An 18451-nucleotide genomic window follows, 5' to 3' on the forward strand; every position below is an offset into this window, starting at 1 on the left:
TCCTACTTGACGTCCAGCTGCTTGAGTTGATCACCGATCGCCGCTGCCAACTCGTGATCATCGGCCAGGTCAGCGCCGAAGAATTCAAGCATGACAGGGATTCGCGCCGACGGCGTCGCGGTTTCGGCCGACGCGAAGCGCGAGTACAGCTCCGCCACACCTTGATCATTGACCCGATCGGTGCCCAGGTGGATCAGCCAGCCGGCCAGCGTGGCCGGCGTGCCCGGATCCAGCGGCAGCCGCGCGGCCCGCCGGGCCCGGTAGATGCCCAGTGTCCGGTTCGGCAGCTTCTGCGAACCGTCGCCGGCGATCTGGATCAGGTTGTGCCGGATCCGCGGATTGCGGAAGCGGACCCGCAGCGCCTCGCACGCACGCTCGATCTCCGCCGCGTCGAACGGCAGCACCTCGGCCGCTGCAGACCACAGCGCCTCCAGCAACTCGGTGCAGCGCGGGTCGGCCATGGTCTGGTCGATGGTCGCGTGGCCGAGCGCCAGACCGTAGTAGGCCAGCATCGAGTGGCCCGCGTTCAGCAGCCACAGCTTGCGCTGCTCGTACGGGGCCACGTCGTCGACGACGGTCACACCGACCTGATCCCAGGCGGGACGTCCTGCCGGGAAGTCACCGGCGATCACCCATTCGGTGAACGGCTCGCAGACGACCGGCATGTTGTCGATCGCCTGCTCGGCGCCCTGCTCGCGCAGCCAGGCGGTGGCCAGCTCCCGATCGGCATCGGTGGTGGCCGGTGTGATCCGATCCACCATGGTGCTCGGAAAGCTCGCCGACGTTTCGATCCAGGCCGCCAGGTCGTCGTCCCACTGCCCGGCCAGCTCGCGTACGGTCCGGCCCAGCACCTCGCCGTTGCTGGCCAGGTTGTCGCAGCTGATCACCGCCACCGGCCCGAGCCCGGCCTGCCGCCGGGTCTGCAGTCCGTACAGCAATCGCGACATCGCCGAACCCGGACGACCCGCCTGCAACGCGGGCAGATCGTCCGGCGTGACCCGATAACCGGCCTCAGTGATCGTCATGGTGACCAGCTGCAGATCGTCGACCAGCCAGGCGTCGCGCCAGGCGTCCTGGTCGGCACCGGCCGAGGCCGCGCGGATGCTGTTGATCAACTCCAGCTTGTCGCCGTCGGCGCCGCGTTCGATCAAGGTGTAACCGAATCCCTGTGCAGCAAGGGTTTCTGCGGCATCGGGCTTGCGGCCGGTGAAGGCGTGGATGCCGGTTTGTTGTCCGGTGAGCTGCTCGGCACGGTGGGTGTAGTAGGCCTGATGGGCGCGGAAGAAGGCGCCCAGACCCAGGTGGATCGTGCGCGGGTCGCTCACGCCGTCGCGTCCCGGGTGACGGTGACGGTCACGTCGTCGTACTTCCCGTTGAGGACGTCGTCGAAGTTCACCGGCTGGCCCAGCGTCGCCGAGATGTAGAGCGAGCGGACCAGGGCCAGCGACAGCATCGCCTCGGTGACGGTGACCAGCGGCTGGGTGCCGCCCCGCAGCGCTTGGGCGATGTCGTCGTACTGACGGAAATGGCCGGCGACGAAGCCGTCGGGCTCGTTCCGGCTGCCGGCGAATTCGTCCCGCTCGGCGGCTGCCTTGCCGAGCACGGCCTCGGCCTGGTTGCCGATGGTCTTGGCCTCGCGGAGGTTGTCGGAGACCTCGCCGTCACCGGCGTGGAAGTAGCGCAACTGATCGTTGTCGACGATCGCCGAGCCGAGCGAGCCGAGCACCTGGACCCGCGCGGTCAGCCCCGGGTAGGCGGCAGTCGTCATGTGGATGACGGCCAGGGCTCCGGACTCGAACCGGACCGTGGCGGTGGCGGTGTCCTCGATCTCGATCCGCTCGTGGGCCAGCTGCGCGGTGTGGGCGAAGATCTCCACCGGCCGTCCGCAGAACCAGCGCAGCAGGTCGACGGTGTGCACGCCCTGGTTCATCACGGCGCCGCCGCCGTCGAGCGCCCAGGTCCCGCGCCAGTCGCCGGAGTCGTAGTACTCCTGGCTGCGATACCAGGACATGGTCGCGACGGCGGAAGTGATCCGGCCGAACCGGTTCTCCTCGATCGCCTGGTGCACCAGCGCGCTGCCCGGATCGAACCGGTGCTGGCTGATCACCGACACCAGTTGGCCGTTCTCGGCAGCCTTCGCGGTCGCCTCGGCGAACTCCCGGCTCTTGGCCACCGACACGTCCAGCGGCTTCTCGATCACCGCATGCTTGCCGGCGTTGATCACCTCGAGCGCGTTGTCGATGTGATAGCCACTCGGCGTGCAGACCACCCCGAGGTCGACGGTGCCGGAGGCGACGGCGTCGGCGATCGAGTCGTAGATGACCGGCTCGGTGGCGCCGAGCTCGACGACCTTCTGCGCGGTCTTCTCCGCGGCGGACCGGTCGACGTCGACCAACGCGGTCACGGTGAAGTCGGGGTGCTTGGTGAGCACGTTCGCGTGGTGGACGCCGATGATCCCGCAGCCGATGATCAGGGCCCGGGTCTGCCCGGACTGCTCCGAAGTCGCCGGGGCTGCTGCGGTGGTCGATGAGGGTGTGGTCACGAGTGGTTCACTCCAGCCGTCGTTGCCGTTGTCCCCGAGCATGCCGAGCAGCTCGCTCAAAGGGGTTCTCCAACGCAGAACGTTAGAGAGCGCCGCAAGCGATGGCAAGCGTTTGCCACAGTGTTTCCAGTCCGATTCGCCCGATCCGCGGGATCGGCGTCACAGAAGGAGGCCGTCGGCTCATCGGTCGCCGGCATCCGCGTCTCGCGGAGAACTGAGCCGTGCTCAGCCGGCGATCGTCTCGCCGTGCAAACGTGCGGTGATCGGCGTACCGGTTTCGACGGTTCGGCCGACAGTGCACAACCGGTCGTGGGACTGCTTGATCGAGCGGCGCAGTACGTCGGTGGCCTGCCGTCCGCCGTCGTCGTCGGGGAAGCTGATGTCGAAGTCGATCAGCAGATCGATCAGCCGATTGCCGTGCTCGTCGGCGATCTTGTTGCCGGAGCTGGTCGCGGTGAAGGTGTCCGGCTCGGAGCGTTTGCCGGTGATGAGGTCGACGTCGATCGCGCTGCACGCGGCGATCGCAGCCAGCAGCAGTTCGACCGGGGTGAAGTCGTCGCCCTGTCCGCTGCCGATGTCGATCGTGCCTCCGCGCACGTTGGTCGCGGTGTAGCTGCCCTTAGCGGTACGTGCCAGGGTGACGCTGCGCAGGGTGTCCTTGGGGGTTTGCTCGGCCATGTGCCTGAGCCTGCCACGCCAGATCGGTTCGGCCGAACCGGGCCCGAGGCCCGTGCCGGAGGGCGGCGGCGTCGATCAGGACGAGTGCGAGAGGTGCTGCCGGACCAGATCCTGGTGCTGTTGAAAGCTCGCCGGTTGAGCCGGGCCCGGCTGGGAGACGAGGTCGGCGAACCGTTGCCAGGCGGCCGCGAAGTCCGGTCGCCAGCGAGCGGTGCTGGACGCATCCAGGCGCAGCGTCGGCGTGATTGGGTGTCGGCGAACGATGTGGAATCCCATCGCCTGCCAGAAGCTGACCGGCAACAGCACCATTCTTGACCCCTGGTCGCCATCGGCGTGCGGGATCGCGGCCGGGCCGAAGGTGCCGATCACCTCGACAGTGCCGAGTTGGCGCTTGGCCAGTTGGGCGACGGCGGTACGGACCAGGTTGCGGGCCAAGCCGCGGCCGCGATAGTCACGGCAGACCGCCACCGCCGTCAGCACGGCCGCGTCCGGACTGAGCGCGTCGGCCGAGTTGCCGCCGAGTCCGGGGAGCGGGACCGGAGGGACCAACTCGGCCGGTGCGAGGGTGAGATAGCCGGGTTGATCGCCGTTCAGTTGGGCGACGACGCCGCACAGACCCCACAGGTCGGTGGTCTCCTGGATCCAGTCCGGCAACCGATCGTCGCTGCGGCCGAAGGCGTCGATCACCGTGCGGGCGGTGAAGCCGTAGCCGCAGTGCGCGCACGGATCCTCGATCCCCGACAGGATCGGGCCGGTCAGCGGCCGGTAGCGCGGCGTGGTCATGACGCTTGTTGCCCCCGGACCGAGAAATCCTCGCGTGGCCGCGACAGCCCGGCGACGAAGCCCGCCAGCATCCCGGCCGTCGCGCCGCCGACGAGCCACAGTGCCCAGCGCAGGGCCCGTCGCCCGGTCGGATTCGGCTCCCCACTCCGACTCATGGCCTACATGCTAGGGCGTCCGGCGAAACCTCGTCCGAATCCAACGCGGCCGGAGGTCGCTCCGCTCAGAATCGTCGGCGGTGCCGGCAGTGTTCGAGAGCGGCTGGAATCGGCCGATTATCGTGGGGGCGTGAATCCGGACCGACCGCCCCGAGCCGCTGCCGTCGTTGGGCCGGTCCGCCGCAGCATTTTCGATACTTATCCGGACCGTGCATCGAGCGGCAGGAGCGATCTCGCTGCCGGTTGCGCTCTTGACCGTGGCGTCGAGTGGTGACCGTCGTCAAGCAGATCGCGGTCGTTCTGGGCGGGTTGCTGATCGCGGCGATCATGGTCGGGCTGGGCGTCTGGCAGCTCGACGTGTACGAGTCACAGGGCCACAGTGCCGCCGTTGCTCGGGCCGCCGCGCCGCCGGTCGACGTCGCGTCGGTCGCGCCGCCGGGACAGGACGTCGGCGACGCGTACGGGCGTCGTGTTCGCTTCACCGGGCATTACGACCCGAAGCTGCAGACCTACATCGCCGACCCCGAACGGCGCGGACGCTATCGCGTGCTGACCGCCTTTCGGCTGGATTCCGGCGGCGCCTTGGCCGTGGTTCGTGGTGTCACCGACGGCAAGGACGCTGCGCCGCCGCCCACGGGGACGGTCACTCAGACCGGCGTATTGCTGCCGTCGGAAGGGGCCGACGCGCAGGCGGCGCCCTCCAGCGAGCCGACCTCGGTGGTGCTGGCGTCGCTGACGCAGTCGTGGCCGATCGATCTGGTGAACGGCTATGCGACCCTCGGCGCCGACGAGGCACGGGCCCAGTCGCTCACTCCGGCGACGATCGAGCTGCCGAGCTCGCACGGGCGACTCCGCAACGGGTTCTACGCTCTGCAGTGGTGGGTGTTCGCCGGGTTCGCCGTGGTGATGGCGATCCGGATCGCCCGCGATCTCGGCCGAGACGGCGATTCGGTCGAGGCTTTTGACTCCGACGCCGACTCTGACTCCGGCGGCGCCTCAGCGGCGGCCGAGACGGAACAACACTCCTCCGACACGGCTGACCATCGTGTGTCCGGCCCCGTGCGGTCGCCGTAGTGCGCATTGTCCTCCAGGGCCACCCTGCGTTCGTCGTCTGCGTCTGGCCGCAGCTTCGGGTGTTCGAATGCGACGCTTCCGATGAGTTGCCGCTGAGCGGCGGTCCGTGGGCGATCCCCGGCGATGCGGCGCTGGATTGATCTACGACATAGAGTCGTCGTCATGCGTGGCGCCCTGATTCGGTACCGGGTGATGGCTTATGTCGTCGGCACCCTGTTGATCATCCTGATGTGCATTGCGGTGCCGTTGAAGTACTTCGCCGGAGATGATCGGCTGGTCAACGTCGCCGGCGTCGCGCACGGCTGGTTGTACATGCTCTTGATCATCTCGGCCATCGATCTCGGCCGTCGGGCGCACTGGACGTGGAAGCGCCTGCTCCTGATCGCGCTCGCCGGGACGGTGCCCTTCCTGTCGTTCGTAGCCGAACGGTCGGCGACCAAGAACGTACGCGCGAAGCTCGCTGCGGAAGAGGCCGAGGAGGCCGAGTACGTCGACAACTCCGAATACGCGGACGGTGCCGCCGACTGACCACAGGACGGCCGGGTCAGTTGACCCAGCAGGCCGCGTCCCGGGCGGTTCGGCCGGCACGATCTCGCCGGCGATGGTCCCGACATCCGGACGAACTGCCCCAAAGCCCGACGACACCCGGAGGTCATCCTGGCCACCCGGCCATCGCATCCTCTTCTTCGGTCGCAGGCCGGCAGGTCACTATTTGTCGACATATCGTCTAATTAACTAATTGCTGTAGCGTCTTCGTGACCGGACGATTCACGAGACGGCTGGCTGTGGCCCGAAGGTAATGCGGCCGAAGCGCAGCTGATGTTCATCCGACGGCGCCGGTGCGTCAGTCAAGACCGCTGGACGGGCTCCCGTCCGGGCGCGTCCGCCGATCCGAATCACGAACTCGATCGCTCCGGGTCGCAACCGCGGGCGCTCGGGACGACCCCGCTCTCACCGTCCGTCGATCAACGCGACGATGCGCTCCATGTCCTCGGCCGTGGCGAAGTCGATGGTGATCTTGCCCCGCGACTTTCCGACGTCGACCCGGACGCGGGTCTCCAGCCGATCGGACAGCCGATCGGCAATCTCCAGCGCGCGCGGGCTCGCGGCGCGACGCTCGCGGGTGCGCGAGCGAGGCTCCTCGGTGCCCTCTCCCAGGGTCACGAGCTCCTCGGTGGCACGCACCGACAGGCCCTCGGCGACAACACGCTGCGCCATCCGTTCCTGCGCCGACTGGTCCTCGACCATCAGCAACGCCCTCGCGTGGCCGGCGCTGAGCACGCCTGCCGCGACCCGACGCTGCACCGATCCGGGCAGCCGCAGCAGCCGGATCGTGTTCGAGATCTGCGGCCGCGAACGCTTGATCCGCTGCGCCAGCTCCTCCTGCGAACAACCGAAGTCATCCAGCATCTGTTGGTAGGCCGCCGCCTCCTCGAGCGGATTCAGTTGGCTGCGGTGCAGGTTCTCCAGCAGAGCGTCGCGCAGCAGGTCCGCTTCCTCCGTACGACGGACGATCGCCGGGATCGTGGTCAGCTCGGCCGCCTGGGAGGCCCGCCAACGACGCTCCCCCATCACCAGCTCGTATCTCGGATCGTCCGCATCGGCGTCGTCCAGTGGTCGCACCACGATCGGCTGCAGCAGGCCGACCTCGGTGATCGAGTCGACCAGTTCGTTCAGTTCGTCCTCGTCGAAGACGGTTCGAGGCTGCCGCGGATTCGGCCGGATGCTGCCGATCGGCACCTCGGCAAAGTAGGAGCCTTCGGGAACTGGATGCTGGTCGCCGGACGTCGCCGTCTCGGCCGGAGAAACGCCGTCGGCTTCGACCGGTGGCTTCTCCGTCGAGGGCGTGTGCGACGCGGTGGGCGGCCGCGGCTCTGAGCGTTGGATCAGCTGGCCGAGTCCGCGTCCCAGTCCGCGTGGTGCTGCGTTGCTCATCAGTTCTCCTTCGCGCCGCGGCGGGCGATCTCGTGCGCGGCTTCCAGGTACGAGACCGCACCGGCCGACTCGGGGTGATAGGTGAGGACGGTTTGGCCGTAGCTCGGTGCTTCCGAAATGCGGACCGACCGCGGAATCACGGTCGGCAGCGTCTGGTCGGCAAAGTAGGCGCGGACCTCATCCGCCACCTGCGCGGCGAGACGGGTCCGGCCGTCGTACATGGTCAGCAGGACGGTACTGAGCTGCAACTCCTCGTTCAGCTCGCCCATCACCAGATCGATCGTGTTCATCAACTGAGAGACGCCCTCCAGGGCGTAATACTCGCATTGGATCGGGATCAGCACTTCACCGGCCGCAACTAGCGCGTTGAGGGTCAACAAGCCCAACGAGGGCGGGCAGTCGATCAGGATGTAGTCCGTCGGGTTGTCGGCGAGGTAGCGCGTCAGGGCCCGCTTCAGCCGGTTCTCGCGCGCAACCACGGAGACCAGTTCGATCTCGGCGCCGGCCAGGTCGACCGTGGCCGGAAGCACCTTCAGGTTCGGAGCTTCCGGCGAGTCCACGACATGGTCGGCGATCGGCTCCCCATCGATCAGCACTTCGTAGGCGCCCTTCACACCGGTGTCGTGTTGTACGCCCAGCGCCGTCGACGCGTTTCCTTGCGGGTCGAGGTCGACAACAAGCACCGACAAACCGCCCAACGCGAGCGCGGCAGCAAGGTTCACCGACGTCGTCGTCTTGCCCACGCCGCCCTTCTGATTCGCCACCACGACAATCCGGGTCGCGTGCGGCGCGGGCATCGGATCGACCTCGGGGGTTTCACGTGAAACAGCGCCAACGTCTGGTGGTGCGTCGACAGGCTCACCAGGGGATGTTTCACCCAACGTCGGGCCATCAACACCCGCCGGGCCGACCTCGCCGACGGCTCCTCGCTCCCCGGCCACGGCCCGCGATTCGTCGGGCACGAAGGAGACCATGGCCCGCCGCGGTCGGATCTGCGACTCCTCAACCGCGTCGGCGCCGGCAACCCCGTCAGCGGATTCCGGGGCGTCGAATCCGTGTCTTTCGGTCCGATTGGTCGTCCCGACTCCAACTGCGGCAGCCGTTGTGCTGCCGATCGCCGCATCCGCTGGCACCGAGGGGCGCAACTCAACCGACGGCTGCTCGCCGGTCCTCACGCCGTAGGCGCTCCCCCGATCATGGTCCCCCTGCGCCCACGGTGCTGCCCCGCCTCCGACCGACGCCTGATCGCCGCCGACCTGATCTTCGTTGCCTCGATCGCTTCCCGCCGGAACCGTGACCGACTGGTCCTCAGCTTCTTGAGCTTCAGTCTCCCGAACTTCGGCACCCTGGTCCTCGGTGACATGGTCTGTGACCGGCTCGACTCTCGTCGACTGATGTCCGGCCGCGCGGGCTTCGCCCCGCGGGTTGCTGTCCGGGTCTGTTCCGTCCCCGACATTCGGATTGGCGGTCATCGCGTCGCGAGCCGCCATACCCGTACCGGAATCGGTCGACGGCGCAGAACCCGACGGATGCGTCGCTCCACCGTGGGCGTCGTGCCCGCCGACGGACAGAGCATCACTCCCTGCCGCTGGTGCGTCCTGCACGACCGTTGGTTCTACGGGTTGCGGTCCACCAGTGTCCTCCGAGTCGCCCTGGCTCGCACCGACTTCCCGCGATGGATTTTGCTGTGCGTCAGCCGACGTCTCGGTTCGTCGGTCCTCTGTCGACACCGGCTCGGCAGGGTCGCGCTGCCCAGCTTCACCCGGCGGGAAGACGGACATCTCAGCGCTCTCTTGCTCGGCGGCGTCCGCCGCGTCGGCGTCTTCCGATGGTTCCGCTTCGGCCGATTCGGCGGATGCGCCCTCACTGTCGGCTTCTCGGTCCCCCTCGGGCGCATCCAGACGTTCCGCCCGTTCGTGAGCTGCCAACCGCTCGCTGTCGTTGCCATCAAGGTCGACCGAGACGTCGACCGCTGTCTCTGACCCGGAAGACTCCGGTCCAGTGGCGGGGGATCGATCCAAGCCGTCATTGCCCGCGGGATCGACTTGCGCCCCGGTCCCGTCCTCGACCGGATGGACACCTTCGGACGTTTCACGTGAAACATCCGGGGTGGTCGTTTCACGTGAAACAAAGGGCCAGCCGAGCAGGCGGCCAATCTTCGGCATCTTTGGCCAGCCCAAGCCGCCACCCTTCGGAGAACTTGAATCAGAAGAATTCGTCGCCATCGGTCCTCACTCATCGACCGCCCCGCCGGCGGCACCCGCTAACGCTACAAGACCTAGCCGACACTTGCCTCTCCGCCTGCCGCGTGTCCGAGCACCCTTGTTCCGGGCACCGGGCTACGCGACTCAACCGCCATTGACACGCTCTTGAGACAACCATTCCGGGTGAGACGGGAGGCCTCAGAAGGAGAGGCCAAACGCGCTCAGCCGCGGGTCTGGCCGTCACACTCCTGGGCTCAAGCGACGTCTGCTACCCGGCCGCCGGCTGCCACCGATGCCGCCAAGTTCATCGGGACCGTGTCGACGGAGATCGACAGGAACGCTGTGACCGGGTGGGCGATTGCCTCGACCTGGTCCGCACATCGGAAGAGTTCGGGCTGTCGATGCGCTGTCAACCACAGGGTTGTGCGATCACAGCCGTTGACGACGACATGGCACGAGAGCCGGGCAGCTCCGAATCATAGGTAGATCGCTATCCGAGCGTGAGGGTGGGGCCGGACTCGCGAAAGGATCCATTCGTCCGTGTCTCCGCCCCGAACTCCGGCGTTGCTTGCGAGAGCGGACGGGTCCACCGATTGAGGCACGCGGGTCCCGAGCATCCTCGTGAGGCCGAGCGACACACCGGGCGTCGGGGCGCCGGATGCCGGACTGGTCGTACGGGGTGTGGCTGTCCCGGCAGAGGGATGCTCCGGACACGACGGTTGCGAATCAGGCAGTCGGCCCGATGGTGTCATCACGCCGGAGCAATCCGACCTGCTGCCAGAGCCGTCGGCATGGGCTGAGCACGCACGCATCGATCACGTCCAGCTGCCAGACTTCGGCTGTCGTCGGACACCACGGACCAAGAGTCAGCGCACATCGGCTTGCGACCGGGTGAACTCGGCAAGTTCGGCGGGGCAGTCTTCGGGTGGTCGCCCTGCGTATCACTCTCGGTGCCAATGCCCCGTCACGCGGTGAGCAAGGGGCCGCCGCGCGCAATGGTGCTGATTGGCCGAGCACTATCGGGCGTACCCCGAAGCGTAGGAAATGGCAGTCGGGCCATGCACCGAGCGGTGCGCAGCGGGCGAACCTTGCAATCCCACTGTCGGATCCACCCGCTGGTGGCGGCTCGTCGAGCCACCAGACTTGACAGACATTCCTGCCGGGTCAGGCGAGAGGCCCGCGACGGACACGCTCAGGCCGCCGCCTGCAGTCCGCTTGAAGCCGCCCACTGGCCCAACGAACTCCAATCAAGACGACACAGCGGTCGAGAATGAGCTCGGCGAACCAGGTCGCCACGGGCGTTCCGACTCGAGAGCCTCCAGCAGATGCTCGCCGGCCCCGCACTCCGAACGACAAGGAATCCGACGCCGAGGTCGCCGCCCGACATCGATTGTCGCGGACGAGTCAGTGGGGTTCGAACAATGCGGCTGCCGGCACTACTGAAACGATTTAGTGCCGCCGAGCTTGGGGCGCCGGACCAGACTTCCGGTCACGTGCAGTCTGGGCTGCATGAACTGCGAACGTCACGGTTTCAAGATCAGCAACCGAAGGGCGAGATGTCGGATCGGACAGATTTGTTCATGATCAACAACCCGAATTCAGTCCGGACAAGTCATGATCAACTTCGACAATCCTCTTACATACAAGGGATTTGTCATTTGATCAGCGAGTGTCGCCGTCGAGAAGTTGATCTTGCATCCAACGCTGATCGGCTGGGGGAGGGCGCGAAGTTCTGCGCAGCGAAAGCCTACTGTTGCGACGAACCACGGAATCCCAGTTCGTCTCCGCCGAGCGAGCGGGCGGCCGCATCGCATCGCCGGTCGGCAAATGAACGGGCGCCCCATTCACCCAGTCTCCTTCAGCTGGCTGGCGGGCGGGTGAGCGCTCCAAGTCGAGGACGACGCGTACGGACGGTCGCCCTCGAATTCCGTGCCCCAAGCCACCGCTTTGTGGCACAGCGCGCATCAGATGCGTATGCGTTAGCAAGGCGCCGGCGCGTTGCGGCCAGGCGACGGACCGTGAGCAGCGACAACGCGGCCACGACCACATCGGTCACGAAGTAGGTGGCGGCGCTCCGTGCAGCTGGAGTCGGTGGATCCGCGGTAATGCCTCAACTCGTGACCGGTGGGACGCGTCGGGTTTGTCGCCTGCCAGGAGGAAGGGACCACCGGTTTGCCATGAGGATGGGACCGGGTTCGTCCCCGGTGGTCGACCGTGGGACCGATGATTGCTGATGGGTGGGGTTCTGGTCAATCCTGCTGGTCGGACTCGGCTGGTTTGCCGGGTCGGGGCCGTTGTCGTTGGCGGTAGGACTCGCCTTCGACGACGAGTTCGTAGGCGGCTGATTGGAACCGGTCCATCGCGGATTGGGCGAGCAGCGGGTCGGCCATCATGGTCAGGATTTCGGGTGGCTCGCGGTTGCTGGTGATGATCATGGAGCCTTTGCGGTGTCGTTCGACGATGAGTTCGTAGAAGTCGCTGGTTTCGGTGGTTTCGAGGCGGTGCAGGGCGAGGTCGTCCATGATCAACAAGTCGACGCGGTGGAGTTTACGCATCTCGTCGTCGTAACTGCCGTCGAGCCGGGCGCCGCGGAGTCGTTTGAACAGTTTGTCGGCGCGTTCGGCGTGCACGCTGTGGTGACGTCTGACGGCGATGTGGCCGAGTGCGTTGGCCAGGAACGTCTTCCCGACGCCGACGGGTCCCATGATCAGAACGTTGTAGGCATCGGCCAGGAACCTCAGTGAGGTGAGTTCCTGCCATAGGTCCTGATCGAAGCTGGCCGGCGTGGTGTCGTCCCAGGCCTGGAGCTGCATCTGCGGGTCGAGGTGGGCTGCTTTGGCGCGGCGTTGGGCGGATTGGCGGTCGCGGCGGGTGACTTCGTCGGAGAAGATCATTTCCAGGAAGTCGTGGTGCGGCATCCGGTTCGACCGTGCCAACGCGAGCCGGTCGGGCAGGGTGTCGAGGAGTTGACCGAGTTTCAACCTGCGCATCAACGACTTCAACTCCGGGGTGACCTCGATCGGCTTGACCGCAGGCTCGGCATCCGGTCGACGACTCGCGCGCTGGCTCGTGCTCATGGCAACCTCCGGACCGTCTCCGACGACGAGTCGGAGCCTGTTGTTGATCTTGAAAGTGTTGGTCTCGACGTTGATCTTGATGTTGACGTTGATCGCCGGATGGCGAAGTCGCCGGTGTCTCGGACGAACCGGGACGGCGCTGACACCGATCTCGCTGGACCCGGTGTCGCCGAGTCCGCTGTTGCTGGCAGCAGCGCGGGCTGGGCCTGGATGGCTTGGGTGGTGGCGCGGGTGAGCATGCGGTCGATCAGGCCGATGTCGATGACTTCGGCTTCCAACGCCCGCCGGCAGGCGTCATCGACCGCTTCCGGGCCGTGGCGTTTGACCAGGCCGAGGAGCCGGTAGACCTGCCGCATCTTGGTCCACGGCAACGGATGCTCCAACACCTGCGCGGCATAGACACCGATGTGGTCGCCGTGGATCGCGGCTTTGCGTTGCAGGGCGTCGATATCACGCATCGCATAGACCGACTGATGCGCCGGCAGATCAGCCGGATCGGTCTGCCGACGACCAGGTCCCACCCTCGGGTGGACCTTGATCAACTCGGCCCGCCAATACAGCTTCACCGTCGCCGCATCGGCGCGGGCGGTGATCCGTTGCCCGATCAGATCGCCCGGGACGCTATAGAGGGCCTTGGCGACCTGGACGTGCCGGTCCGGGGCCACCTTCGGCCGGGTCCAGGACGGCACGTCGAACGGCGTCACAGGGCGGGCCAGCAGCTTCGGCTGCTCGTCGGCGGTGAACACCTCGGCCGGATGGAGCCGGGTCGTGCCATGGACCCGCATCCCGGCGGTCTCAGCACACCACCGCTCGGCCCGAGCCCGGCAATCGTCCAGGCCGTTGAAGGACTCGCCGGCGAAGAAGTTCGAGCGCGCATACTGCACGCACCGCTCGACCCTCGGTTTGTCCTGCGGGCTGCGGACCCGGGCCGGGTCGATCACGAACCCGCGGGACTCGGCATACTCCCGGAACGATTCGTTCAACCGCGGATCGGTCGCGTCCGCGCGGTCGACGATGGCCTTCATGTTGTCCGGAATCACCACCGCGAACACGCCGTCGAAGAACTCCCACGCCGCCTCGAACCCGGCAATCACCTCCTGCAATGTTTCACCGAAGGTCGGATAGACGAACATGTGCCGCGAATAGACCGCGGTGAAGATCAACCCCTTCGTCACCCGACGACGAACCTGACCGGAACCATGATCAACTTCGATCATCCCGAGTCGTCCGAAGTCGACCTGCAACTCTGCACCCGGCTCACAATCAGCGACTCGAACCGTGGCCCGCCGACGACCGAAGTCCAACTCACTGGTCGCATACCGATTCAGGGTCCGATACGACACCACCACACCCCGACGACCCAACAAGATGTTGATCTTGGTCAACGTCAGGCCCTGATCCAACCAGGCCTTGAGTTGATCATGATGAACAGCGATCGTCTCCCACGCCTCACCCTTGCCGTTGGGACGCTTGCTACGAACTCCACCGACCACCGCGGTGATCAACTCACTGGTCAGCTGGGACGCGTCCCCGTCACGGTCCAGGCCGTGGGACTGCGCCATCTCCACATACCGGCGGACCGTCTTCCGATCGGTGCCCGACAACCGGGCCACCTCCCGCAGACCGGTACCCGCCAGCCACAATCGCAAGATCTCTCGGATCTCGACCACCGAAACCTCCCGGAAGCTCATAGGGCCAATAGATCGGCCGAACAACCGAGACCCCGGCAGGCGCGCCAACGGTGGTCCCATCACTGGCAAAACCGTCAGCCAGGTGGTCCCATCACTGGCAAACCAGTGGTCCCATCCTCATGGCAAAACCGGCTCCAAAGCGGTCCCTTCCCGCTGGCAACCGACATCGGGTTGTCGGTTGACCTGCGTGGGCCGTTCCATTGGTGATCGTCCGGACCCGGATCCTGACCGCCGACTCGCCGCGATCGCACAACACCCGCGAGTCGGCCACGGCGGTCGCGCGGGCCGACTTCGCGGTCACGGTCAGCATCGACAACGGGATCCTCGCCGGGGCGCCGGCCGGAGCGTGACGCCAAAAGCGCGGTAGGCGTCGAGTTGGGCTTCGTCGAGTCGGCCGGATCAGAAGGGGACGGCGATGGTTGATTGCCGACGCCGGATCGTGATCGAGCGACCTCGAGGACCGGCGCCGGCCTACCGGTGCATCCGGATCTACTCGATGGGGTTCGGCCAACCGCCTCAACCACAAGCCAGCAGCAGCGAGCAAGCGCATTCACCGGGCAAATAGTCGCGAACGCCGGTGGGAAAGGGTCCTACCTCTAGGTCGACCGTAGAGCTTGGACCAACTGGTGCGAATCAGCGCGACGGCTCTGCCGTCGTCCGTCGACGCGCGTTTCCCCTGGTCATCGGGCTGACCGGACCCGTACGACCTGGGTAGCTTCGGCTTGCGGGTGCGCTCGGACCGACAGCACCTCAGCCGACAGCCGGCGCTTGGCCAACATTGACGACGCCTGATCGATCTCGCCCGCGGCGGAGCTGCCCTTCAGCGCCAGCAGCTCACCGTTGCCCGCCATCAGCGGCAGGCACCAGGTCAGCAGCCGGGGGAGCGGCGCCACGGCACGCGCCGTGACGACATCGAAACGCCCGTCGTGATCCTCGGCGCGGGCACGGACCACGGAGATGCGTTCGGCCAGACCCAACTCCTCGACCGCCTGGGTCAGGAAATTGAAGCGCCGCAGCAACGGTTCCAGGAGCGTCACGCGCAGGTCCGGGCGGCCGATCGCCAGCGGAACACCAGGGAGGCCGGCGCCGCTACCGACATCCACGAGGGTCGATCCCTCCGGGATCAGATCCGCCATCGCGACCGAGTTCAGCACGTGCCGATCCCACAGCCGATCGGTCTCGCGGGGCCCGATCAAGCCCCACGCAATTCCTCGATTTCTCAATATGTCGACATATTGTGAAATTTGGTCAAAGTTGGAGAAGGTCTCCCGCGCTATGCCTTCGCTGCGATCGTCTGCCACGGCGACTCCTTCCGCTCCATCGTCCCAGCCATCATCGGAGTGCGCCCGTTCACCCGGATGGATTCAGCCCGGGAGGGACACGCTCGTCGACGGATCGACGTGGCTCAGCGCCTTGATTCCATTCAGCAGCCCGGCCCGGCTCAGCAGCGCGGCTCGGTGCCACTCGATCAGCCTGCGAAGTGTCGCTGTCGAGCTCAGGAACCTCGTCGGGTTCGGCAGGATGACCCGATTCAACGGGCTGCTCGGGCACAACAGGATCCTGCGGCTCGACGGGCCGCGCGGGCTCAGGGCGGTGACCCGGTTCAGCCGGGGGAGTCCTATCGGCCGAAACGGCCGAGTCGTCGGACTCGGCCGTCGGCGCCACACGCTTCGGCTCTTCGCAGGACACAGTGGTCAGTCGGCAGGCTGAATGACGACCCGCCGCTGAGGTTCCTCGCCCTCGGACTCGCTGGTCAGCCCAGCTTCGGCAACCACGTCGTGGACAATCTTGCGCTCGAACGGGTTCATCGGGGTCAGTCGGGCCGGCTCGCCGGAGGACTTGACCTCCTCGATCGCGTCCCGAGCGAGATCGGTCAACGTCTTGCGGCGCTGCTCGCGGTAACCACCGACGTCGAGCATCAGCCGGCTCCGATTGCCGGTCTCGGTGATCACTGCCAGCCTGGCCAGCTCCTGCAGCGCCTCCAGCACCTCACCGTCGGCGCCGACCAACACCTTCGAATCGGTGATCACCGAGACGTGGGCGCGACCGTTCTCCACGTACGTGTCGATGTCGCCGTCCAGGTCGGCGATGTCCAGCAGCTCCTCGAGGTAGTCGGCAGCCACCTCGCCCTCGGTCTCGAGCGGATCCGAGTCGGAGTCGTCATCGTCGTCCGAGTCATCGTCCTCGGCGTCCGACTCCTCGTCCGAGGCGTCCGCCGCGTCGGCAGCCGCAACCGACTCGGACGTCTGGCGGTCGGCGCCGGCACCATCAGGGTCCGAGCCATCGGCCGCGTCGGTCGGGTCCTGTGCGGTGACGTCTTCGACGTCCTGCTGGGGCGACGTCTGTTCCCGATCGGCTGCTGCCGAATCGATAACGGTGGTGTCCTCTGCGCCGTCAACCACGGCTTCCTCCTGTCGTGAGCACGGACCTGATCATCCGGCCCGGTTCTACGGACGCCCGGTTCATCGACCGAGCAGGTGAAATCTGTTGTGGAAATGCGCCGTCGAGCCGAACTCGGCGGCCAATGCAACCGAGAGCGTCGTCAGTTGCGGCGCTGGGATCTGGTCTGTCGCTTCGGTTGCTGCCGAGCCGGCCGGTTCGCCGCCGGCGTGGCACCGTTGCCGCTGCTGGATCCGTTGCCGTTCGTCGGATTGCTGTTCAGAGTCGTCGTACCCGCAGTCTGGGTCGAGACCTGTCGGCCGTTGCCGGTCGCATCGGGATGCGGATGATGCTCGGCCTTGCGCTTCTGCTTGGCTTCCCAGATCTCGTACGCCTCGGTGTTGGGCATCGGATTTCGTTTGATCACGTAGAACTGCTGACCCATCGTCCACAGTTGCGAGGTGACCCAGTAGAACAGCACGCCGATCGGGATGTTCACGCCCATGAACACGAAGATCAGCGGGAAGAGGTACAGCATCATCTTCTGCTGCTGTGCCAGCGGCCCCTCCAGAGCCTCCTTCGGCATGTTCTTGCGCGTCAGCTGCAGCTGCGTGTAGAACATCGTCGCCGTCATGATCACGATCATCACCGCGGCGACGGTCTGCACACTGCTCCAGTGCTCGACCGGCCAGAACTTGTCCGCCAGCCGGGCGCCGAAGACCGTCGACTGATTCAGCGACTGCAACAGGTCCGGGTTCTTCTCAAGCCAATAGCCGTGCGCAGTCGGCTGGCCGGTCTCCGGGTTGATCCGCGACGCACCGTCCAGCACCCGGTACAGGCCGATGAAGATCGGCGACTGCAACAGCAGCGGCAGGCAGGACGCCATCGGGTTGGCGTTCTCCTCGCGATACAGCTTCATCGTCTCTTGGCCGAGCCGCTCGCGATCATGGCCGTACTTCTTCTGCAGCTCGCGAATCTTCGGCTGCAGCATCTGCATCTTGCGCGACGAGTGGATCTGGCGCACGAACAGCGGGATCAGGATGATCCGGATGATGATGGTCAAACAGACGATCGACAACGCCCAGGTCCAGCCCGAATCCGGGCCGAGCAGCGGAGCCCACATCGTGTGGAACAGGACCAACAGACCCGACACCGCCCAGTAGATGGGGGTCATGATCGTGTTGAAGAAGTCCCCGAGTGCCGACCAGATACTCAGCGGGACAAGGAGCGGGACAAGTGTGTCCATCAATTCACCATTTCCTTGGGCGCCGGGTGCGCCGGTTCATCATGCCGATGCGGATGGGCCGACTCGGCGTCGTGTGCCGGATCCGTTCCCGGTACGGGGTCGTAGCCGCCGCGTGCCCAGGGATGGCAGCGGAGCAGTCTGCGGGCGGCCAGCCAGCTGCCGCGCGCGGCACCGTGCGTCTGCACCGCGGTCAACGCGTACGCCGAACAGCTCGGGTAATAGCGGCAGACGTTGCCGTACAGCGGACTGATCACCAGCCGGTACGCCTTCAACAGGCCGATCAACAGGTACTTCATCGGGGCAGCCCCATCAGGTTCGGATCTTCCACCCCAGGCTGCCACCGGCGCACCAACCGCGACCAAGCCTGGCCGAAGTCCTGCGGCAGCCGGGCCGGTCGCTGACTGGCGGCCGGCAGTGCGCGGACCACCAACAGGGCGTTGGTCGGCAGCTCGGTCAGGTGCTCGCGGACCAGATGGCGCAGCCGCCGCCTGACCCGGTTGCGGGTCACCGCGTTGCCGATCGCCTTGGACACCACGAAGCCGACCAGGGGTCCCTGGTCGGCTTGCGGATCACGCCAGCCGTGCACGACGACGGTCGGGGTACCGACCCGCGCGCCGCGCCGTACGGTGCGGGTGAAGTCGTCGCCGGAACGCATCCTCATCGCCTGCGGCAACACCGTGCATCACC

The 18451-nt window shown here is 66.5% G+C and carries 16 protein-coding genes and 1 pseudogene; 3 read left to right on the plus strand and 14 right to left on the minus strand.

Annotated elements, in window-relative coordinates:
• Positions 1–2: 2 nt before the first annotated feature.
• The 5 genes from FOE78_RS01365 to FOE78_RS23490 all read right to left on the minus strand — a co-directional run bounded on the left by FOE78_RS01365 (position 3) and on the right by FOE78_RS23490 (position 4158).
• On the minus strand, positions 3–1325 hold the full coding sequence (locus tag FOE78_RS01365) for a mannitol dehydrogenase family protein (RefSeq protein WP_143984733.1): 1323 nt from the start codon (positions 1323–1325) through the stop codon (positions 3–5).
• Positions 1322–2602 carry a Gfo/Idh/MocA family protein gene (locus FOE78_RS01370; protein WP_228265995.1) on the minus strand — a complete coding sequence of 427 codons (1281 nt, stop codon included), beginning with the start codon at positions 2600–2602 and terminating at the stop codon, positions 1322–1324. The genes FOE78_RS01365 and FOE78_RS01370 overlap by 4 nt, the downstream gene beginning before the upstream one ends.
• A gap of 165 nt (positions 2603–2767) precedes the next feature.
• Positions 2768–3220, minus strand: coding sequence for an OsmC family protein (locus FOE78_RS01375; RefSeq protein WP_143984734.1), 453 nt, complete (start codon positions 3218–3220; stop codon positions 2768–2770).
• Positions 3221–3295: 75 nt separating this feature from the next.
• Entirely contained in the window at positions 3296–4003 is a 708-nt protein-coding gene (locus tag FOE78_RS01380) for a GNAT family N-acetyltransferase (RefSeq protein ID WP_143984735.1), read from the minus strand.
• Positions 4000–4158 (minus strand): hypothetical protein, encoded by a 159-nt coding sequence (locus tag FOE78_RS23490; RefSeq protein ID WP_168207315.1) that lies wholly within the window; start codon positions 4156–4158, stop codon positions 4000–4002. The genes FOE78_RS01380 and FOE78_RS23490 overlap by 4 nt, the downstream gene beginning before the upstream one ends.
• Before the next feature lie 270 nt (positions 4159–4428).
• Here FOE78_RS23490 and FOE78_RS01385 point away from each other — a divergent pair, with 270 nt between their 5' ends.
• Both FOE78_RS01385 and FOE78_RS01390 read left to right on the plus strand, forming a co-directional pair.
• Complete coding sequence (locus FOE78_RS01385) at positions 4429–5232, plus strand: SURF1 family protein (protein ID WP_143984736.1); 804 nt, start codon at positions 4429–4431, stop codon at positions 5230–5232.
• A gap of 162 nt (positions 5233–5394) precedes the next feature.
• Positions 5395–5760: pseudogene (locus FOE78_RS01390) on the plus strand (DUF3817 domain-containing protein); the annotation flags it as partial.
• Positions 5761–6183: 423 nt separating this feature from the next.
• On the opposite strand, the gene FOE78_RS01395 reads toward FOE78_RS01390, so the two are convergent.
• The 4 genes from FOE78_RS01395 to istA all read right to left on the minus strand — a co-directional run bounded on the left by FOE78_RS01395 (position 6184) and on the right by istA (position 14139).
• Positions 6184–7167, minus strand: a complete 984-nt coding sequence (locus tag FOE78_RS01395) for a ParB/RepB/Spo0J family partition protein (RefSeq protein ID WP_143984738.1) — start codon at positions 7165–7167, stop codon at positions 6184–6186.
• On the minus strand, positions 7167–7964 hold the full coding sequence (locus FOE78_RS01400) for a ParA family protein (protein ID WP_143988448.1): 798 nt from the start codon (positions 7962–7964) through the stop codon (positions 7167–7169). The genes FOE78_RS01395 and FOE78_RS01400 overlap by 1 nt, the downstream gene beginning before the upstream one ends.
• A gap of 3656 nt (positions 7965–11620) precedes the next feature.
• Positions 11621–12448 (minus strand): ATP-binding protein, encoded by an 828-nt coding sequence (locus FOE78_RS01405; protein ID WP_143984739.1) that lies wholly within the window; start codon positions 12446–12448, stop codon positions 11621–11623.
• Positions 12445–14139, minus strand: coding sequence for an IS21 family transposase (istA, locus tag FOE78_RS01410; RefSeq protein ID WP_210414704.1), 1695 nt, complete (start codon positions 14137–14139; stop codon positions 12445–12447). The genes FOE78_RS01405 and istA overlap by 4 nt, the downstream gene beginning before the upstream one ends.
• A gap of 203 nt (positions 14140–14342) precedes the next feature.
• Between istA and FOE78_RS23495 the strand changes: the two genes are divergently transcribed.
• Entirely contained in the window at positions 14343–14489 is a 147-nt protein-coding gene (locus tag FOE78_RS23495) for a hypothetical protein (protein WP_168207316.1), read from the plus strand.
• Positions 14490–14819: 330 nt separating this feature from the next.
• Here FOE78_RS23495 and rsmG read toward each other — a convergent pair whose 3' ends face one another.
• From rsmG to rnpA, 5 genes are all read right to left on the minus strand, one after another.
• Complete coding sequence (gene rsmG, locus FOE78_RS01415; protein WP_143984740.1) at positions 14820–15440, minus strand: 16S rRNA (guanine(527)-N(7))-methyltransferase RsmG; 621 nt, start codon at positions 15438–15440, stop codon at positions 14820–14822.
• 393 nt (positions 15441–15833) lie between these two features.
• Positions 15834–16511 carry a Jag family protein gene (locus FOE78_RS24885; protein WP_143988449.1) on the minus strand — a complete coding sequence of 226 codons (678 nt, stop codon included), beginning with the start codon at positions 16509–16511 and terminating at the stop codon, positions 15834–15836.
• Between the two features lie 170 nt (positions 16512–16681).
• Positions 16682–17764 (minus strand): membrane protein insertase YidC, encoded by a 1083-nt coding sequence (yidC, locus tag FOE78_RS01425; protein WP_143984741.1) that lies wholly within the window; start codon positions 17762–17764, stop codon positions 16682–16684.
• Positions 17764–18060, minus strand: coding sequence for a membrane protein insertion efficiency factor YidD (gene yidD / locus FOE78_RS01430; protein WP_228265996.1), 297 nt, complete (start codon positions 18058–18060; stop codon positions 17764–17766). The genes yidC and yidD overlap by 1 nt, the downstream gene beginning before the upstream one ends.
• Positions 18057–18440 (minus strand): ribonuclease P protein component, encoded by a 384-nt coding sequence (gene rnpA, locus FOE78_RS01435; RefSeq protein WP_407662602.1) that lies wholly within the window; start codon positions 18438–18440, stop codon positions 18057–18059. The genes yidD and rnpA overlap by 4 nt, the downstream gene beginning before the upstream one ends.
• Between the last annotated feature and the right edge of the window lie 11 nt (positions 18441–18451).

It is taken from the genome of Microlunatus elymi (assembly GCF_007362775.1).
GTDB classification, from domain to species: domain Bacteria; phylum Actinomycetota; class Actinomycetes; order Propionibacteriales; family Propionibacteriaceae; genus Microlunatus; species Microlunatus elymi.

Bases quoted from the DNA above. Each gene is read 5' to 3' on its own strand.
- FOE78_RS01375 (WP_143984734.1), bottom strand. From the start codon at position 3,220: ATGGCCGAGCAAACCCCCAAGGACACCCTGCGCAGCGTCACCCTGGCA.
- FOE78_RS23490 (WP_168207315.1), bottom strand. From the start codon at position 4,158: ATGAGTCGGAGTGGGGAGCCGAATCCGACCGGGCGACGGGCCCTGCGC.
- FOE78_RS01405 (WP_143984739.1), bottom strand. From the start codon at position 12,448: ATGAGCACGAGCCAGCGCGCGAGTCGTCGACCGGATGCCGAGCCTGCG.
- FOE78_RS01395 (WP_143984738.1), bottom strand. From the start codon at position 7,167: ATGAGCAACGCAGCACCACGCGGACTGGGACGCGGACTCGGCCAGCTG.
- FOE78_RS01400 (WP_143988448.1), bottom strand. From the start codon at position 7,964: ATGCCCGCGCCGCACGCGACCCGGATTGTCGTGGTGGCGAATCAGAAG.
- yidD (WP_228265996.1), bottom strand. From the start codon at position 18,060: ATGAAGTACCTGTTGATCGGCCTGTTGAAGGCGTACCGGCTGGTGATC.
- yidC (WP_143984741.1), bottom strand. From the start codon at position 17,764: ATGGACACACTTGTCCCGCTCCTTGTCCCGCTGAGTATCTGGTCGGCA.
- istA (WP_210414704.1), bottom strand. From the start codon at position 14,139: ATGAGCTTCCGGGAGGTTTCGGTGGTCGAGATCCGAGAGATCTTGCGA.
- FOE78_RS01380 (WP_143984735.1), bottom strand. From the start codon at position 4,003: ATGACCACGCCGCGCTACCGGCCGCTGACCGGCCCGATCCTGTCGGGG.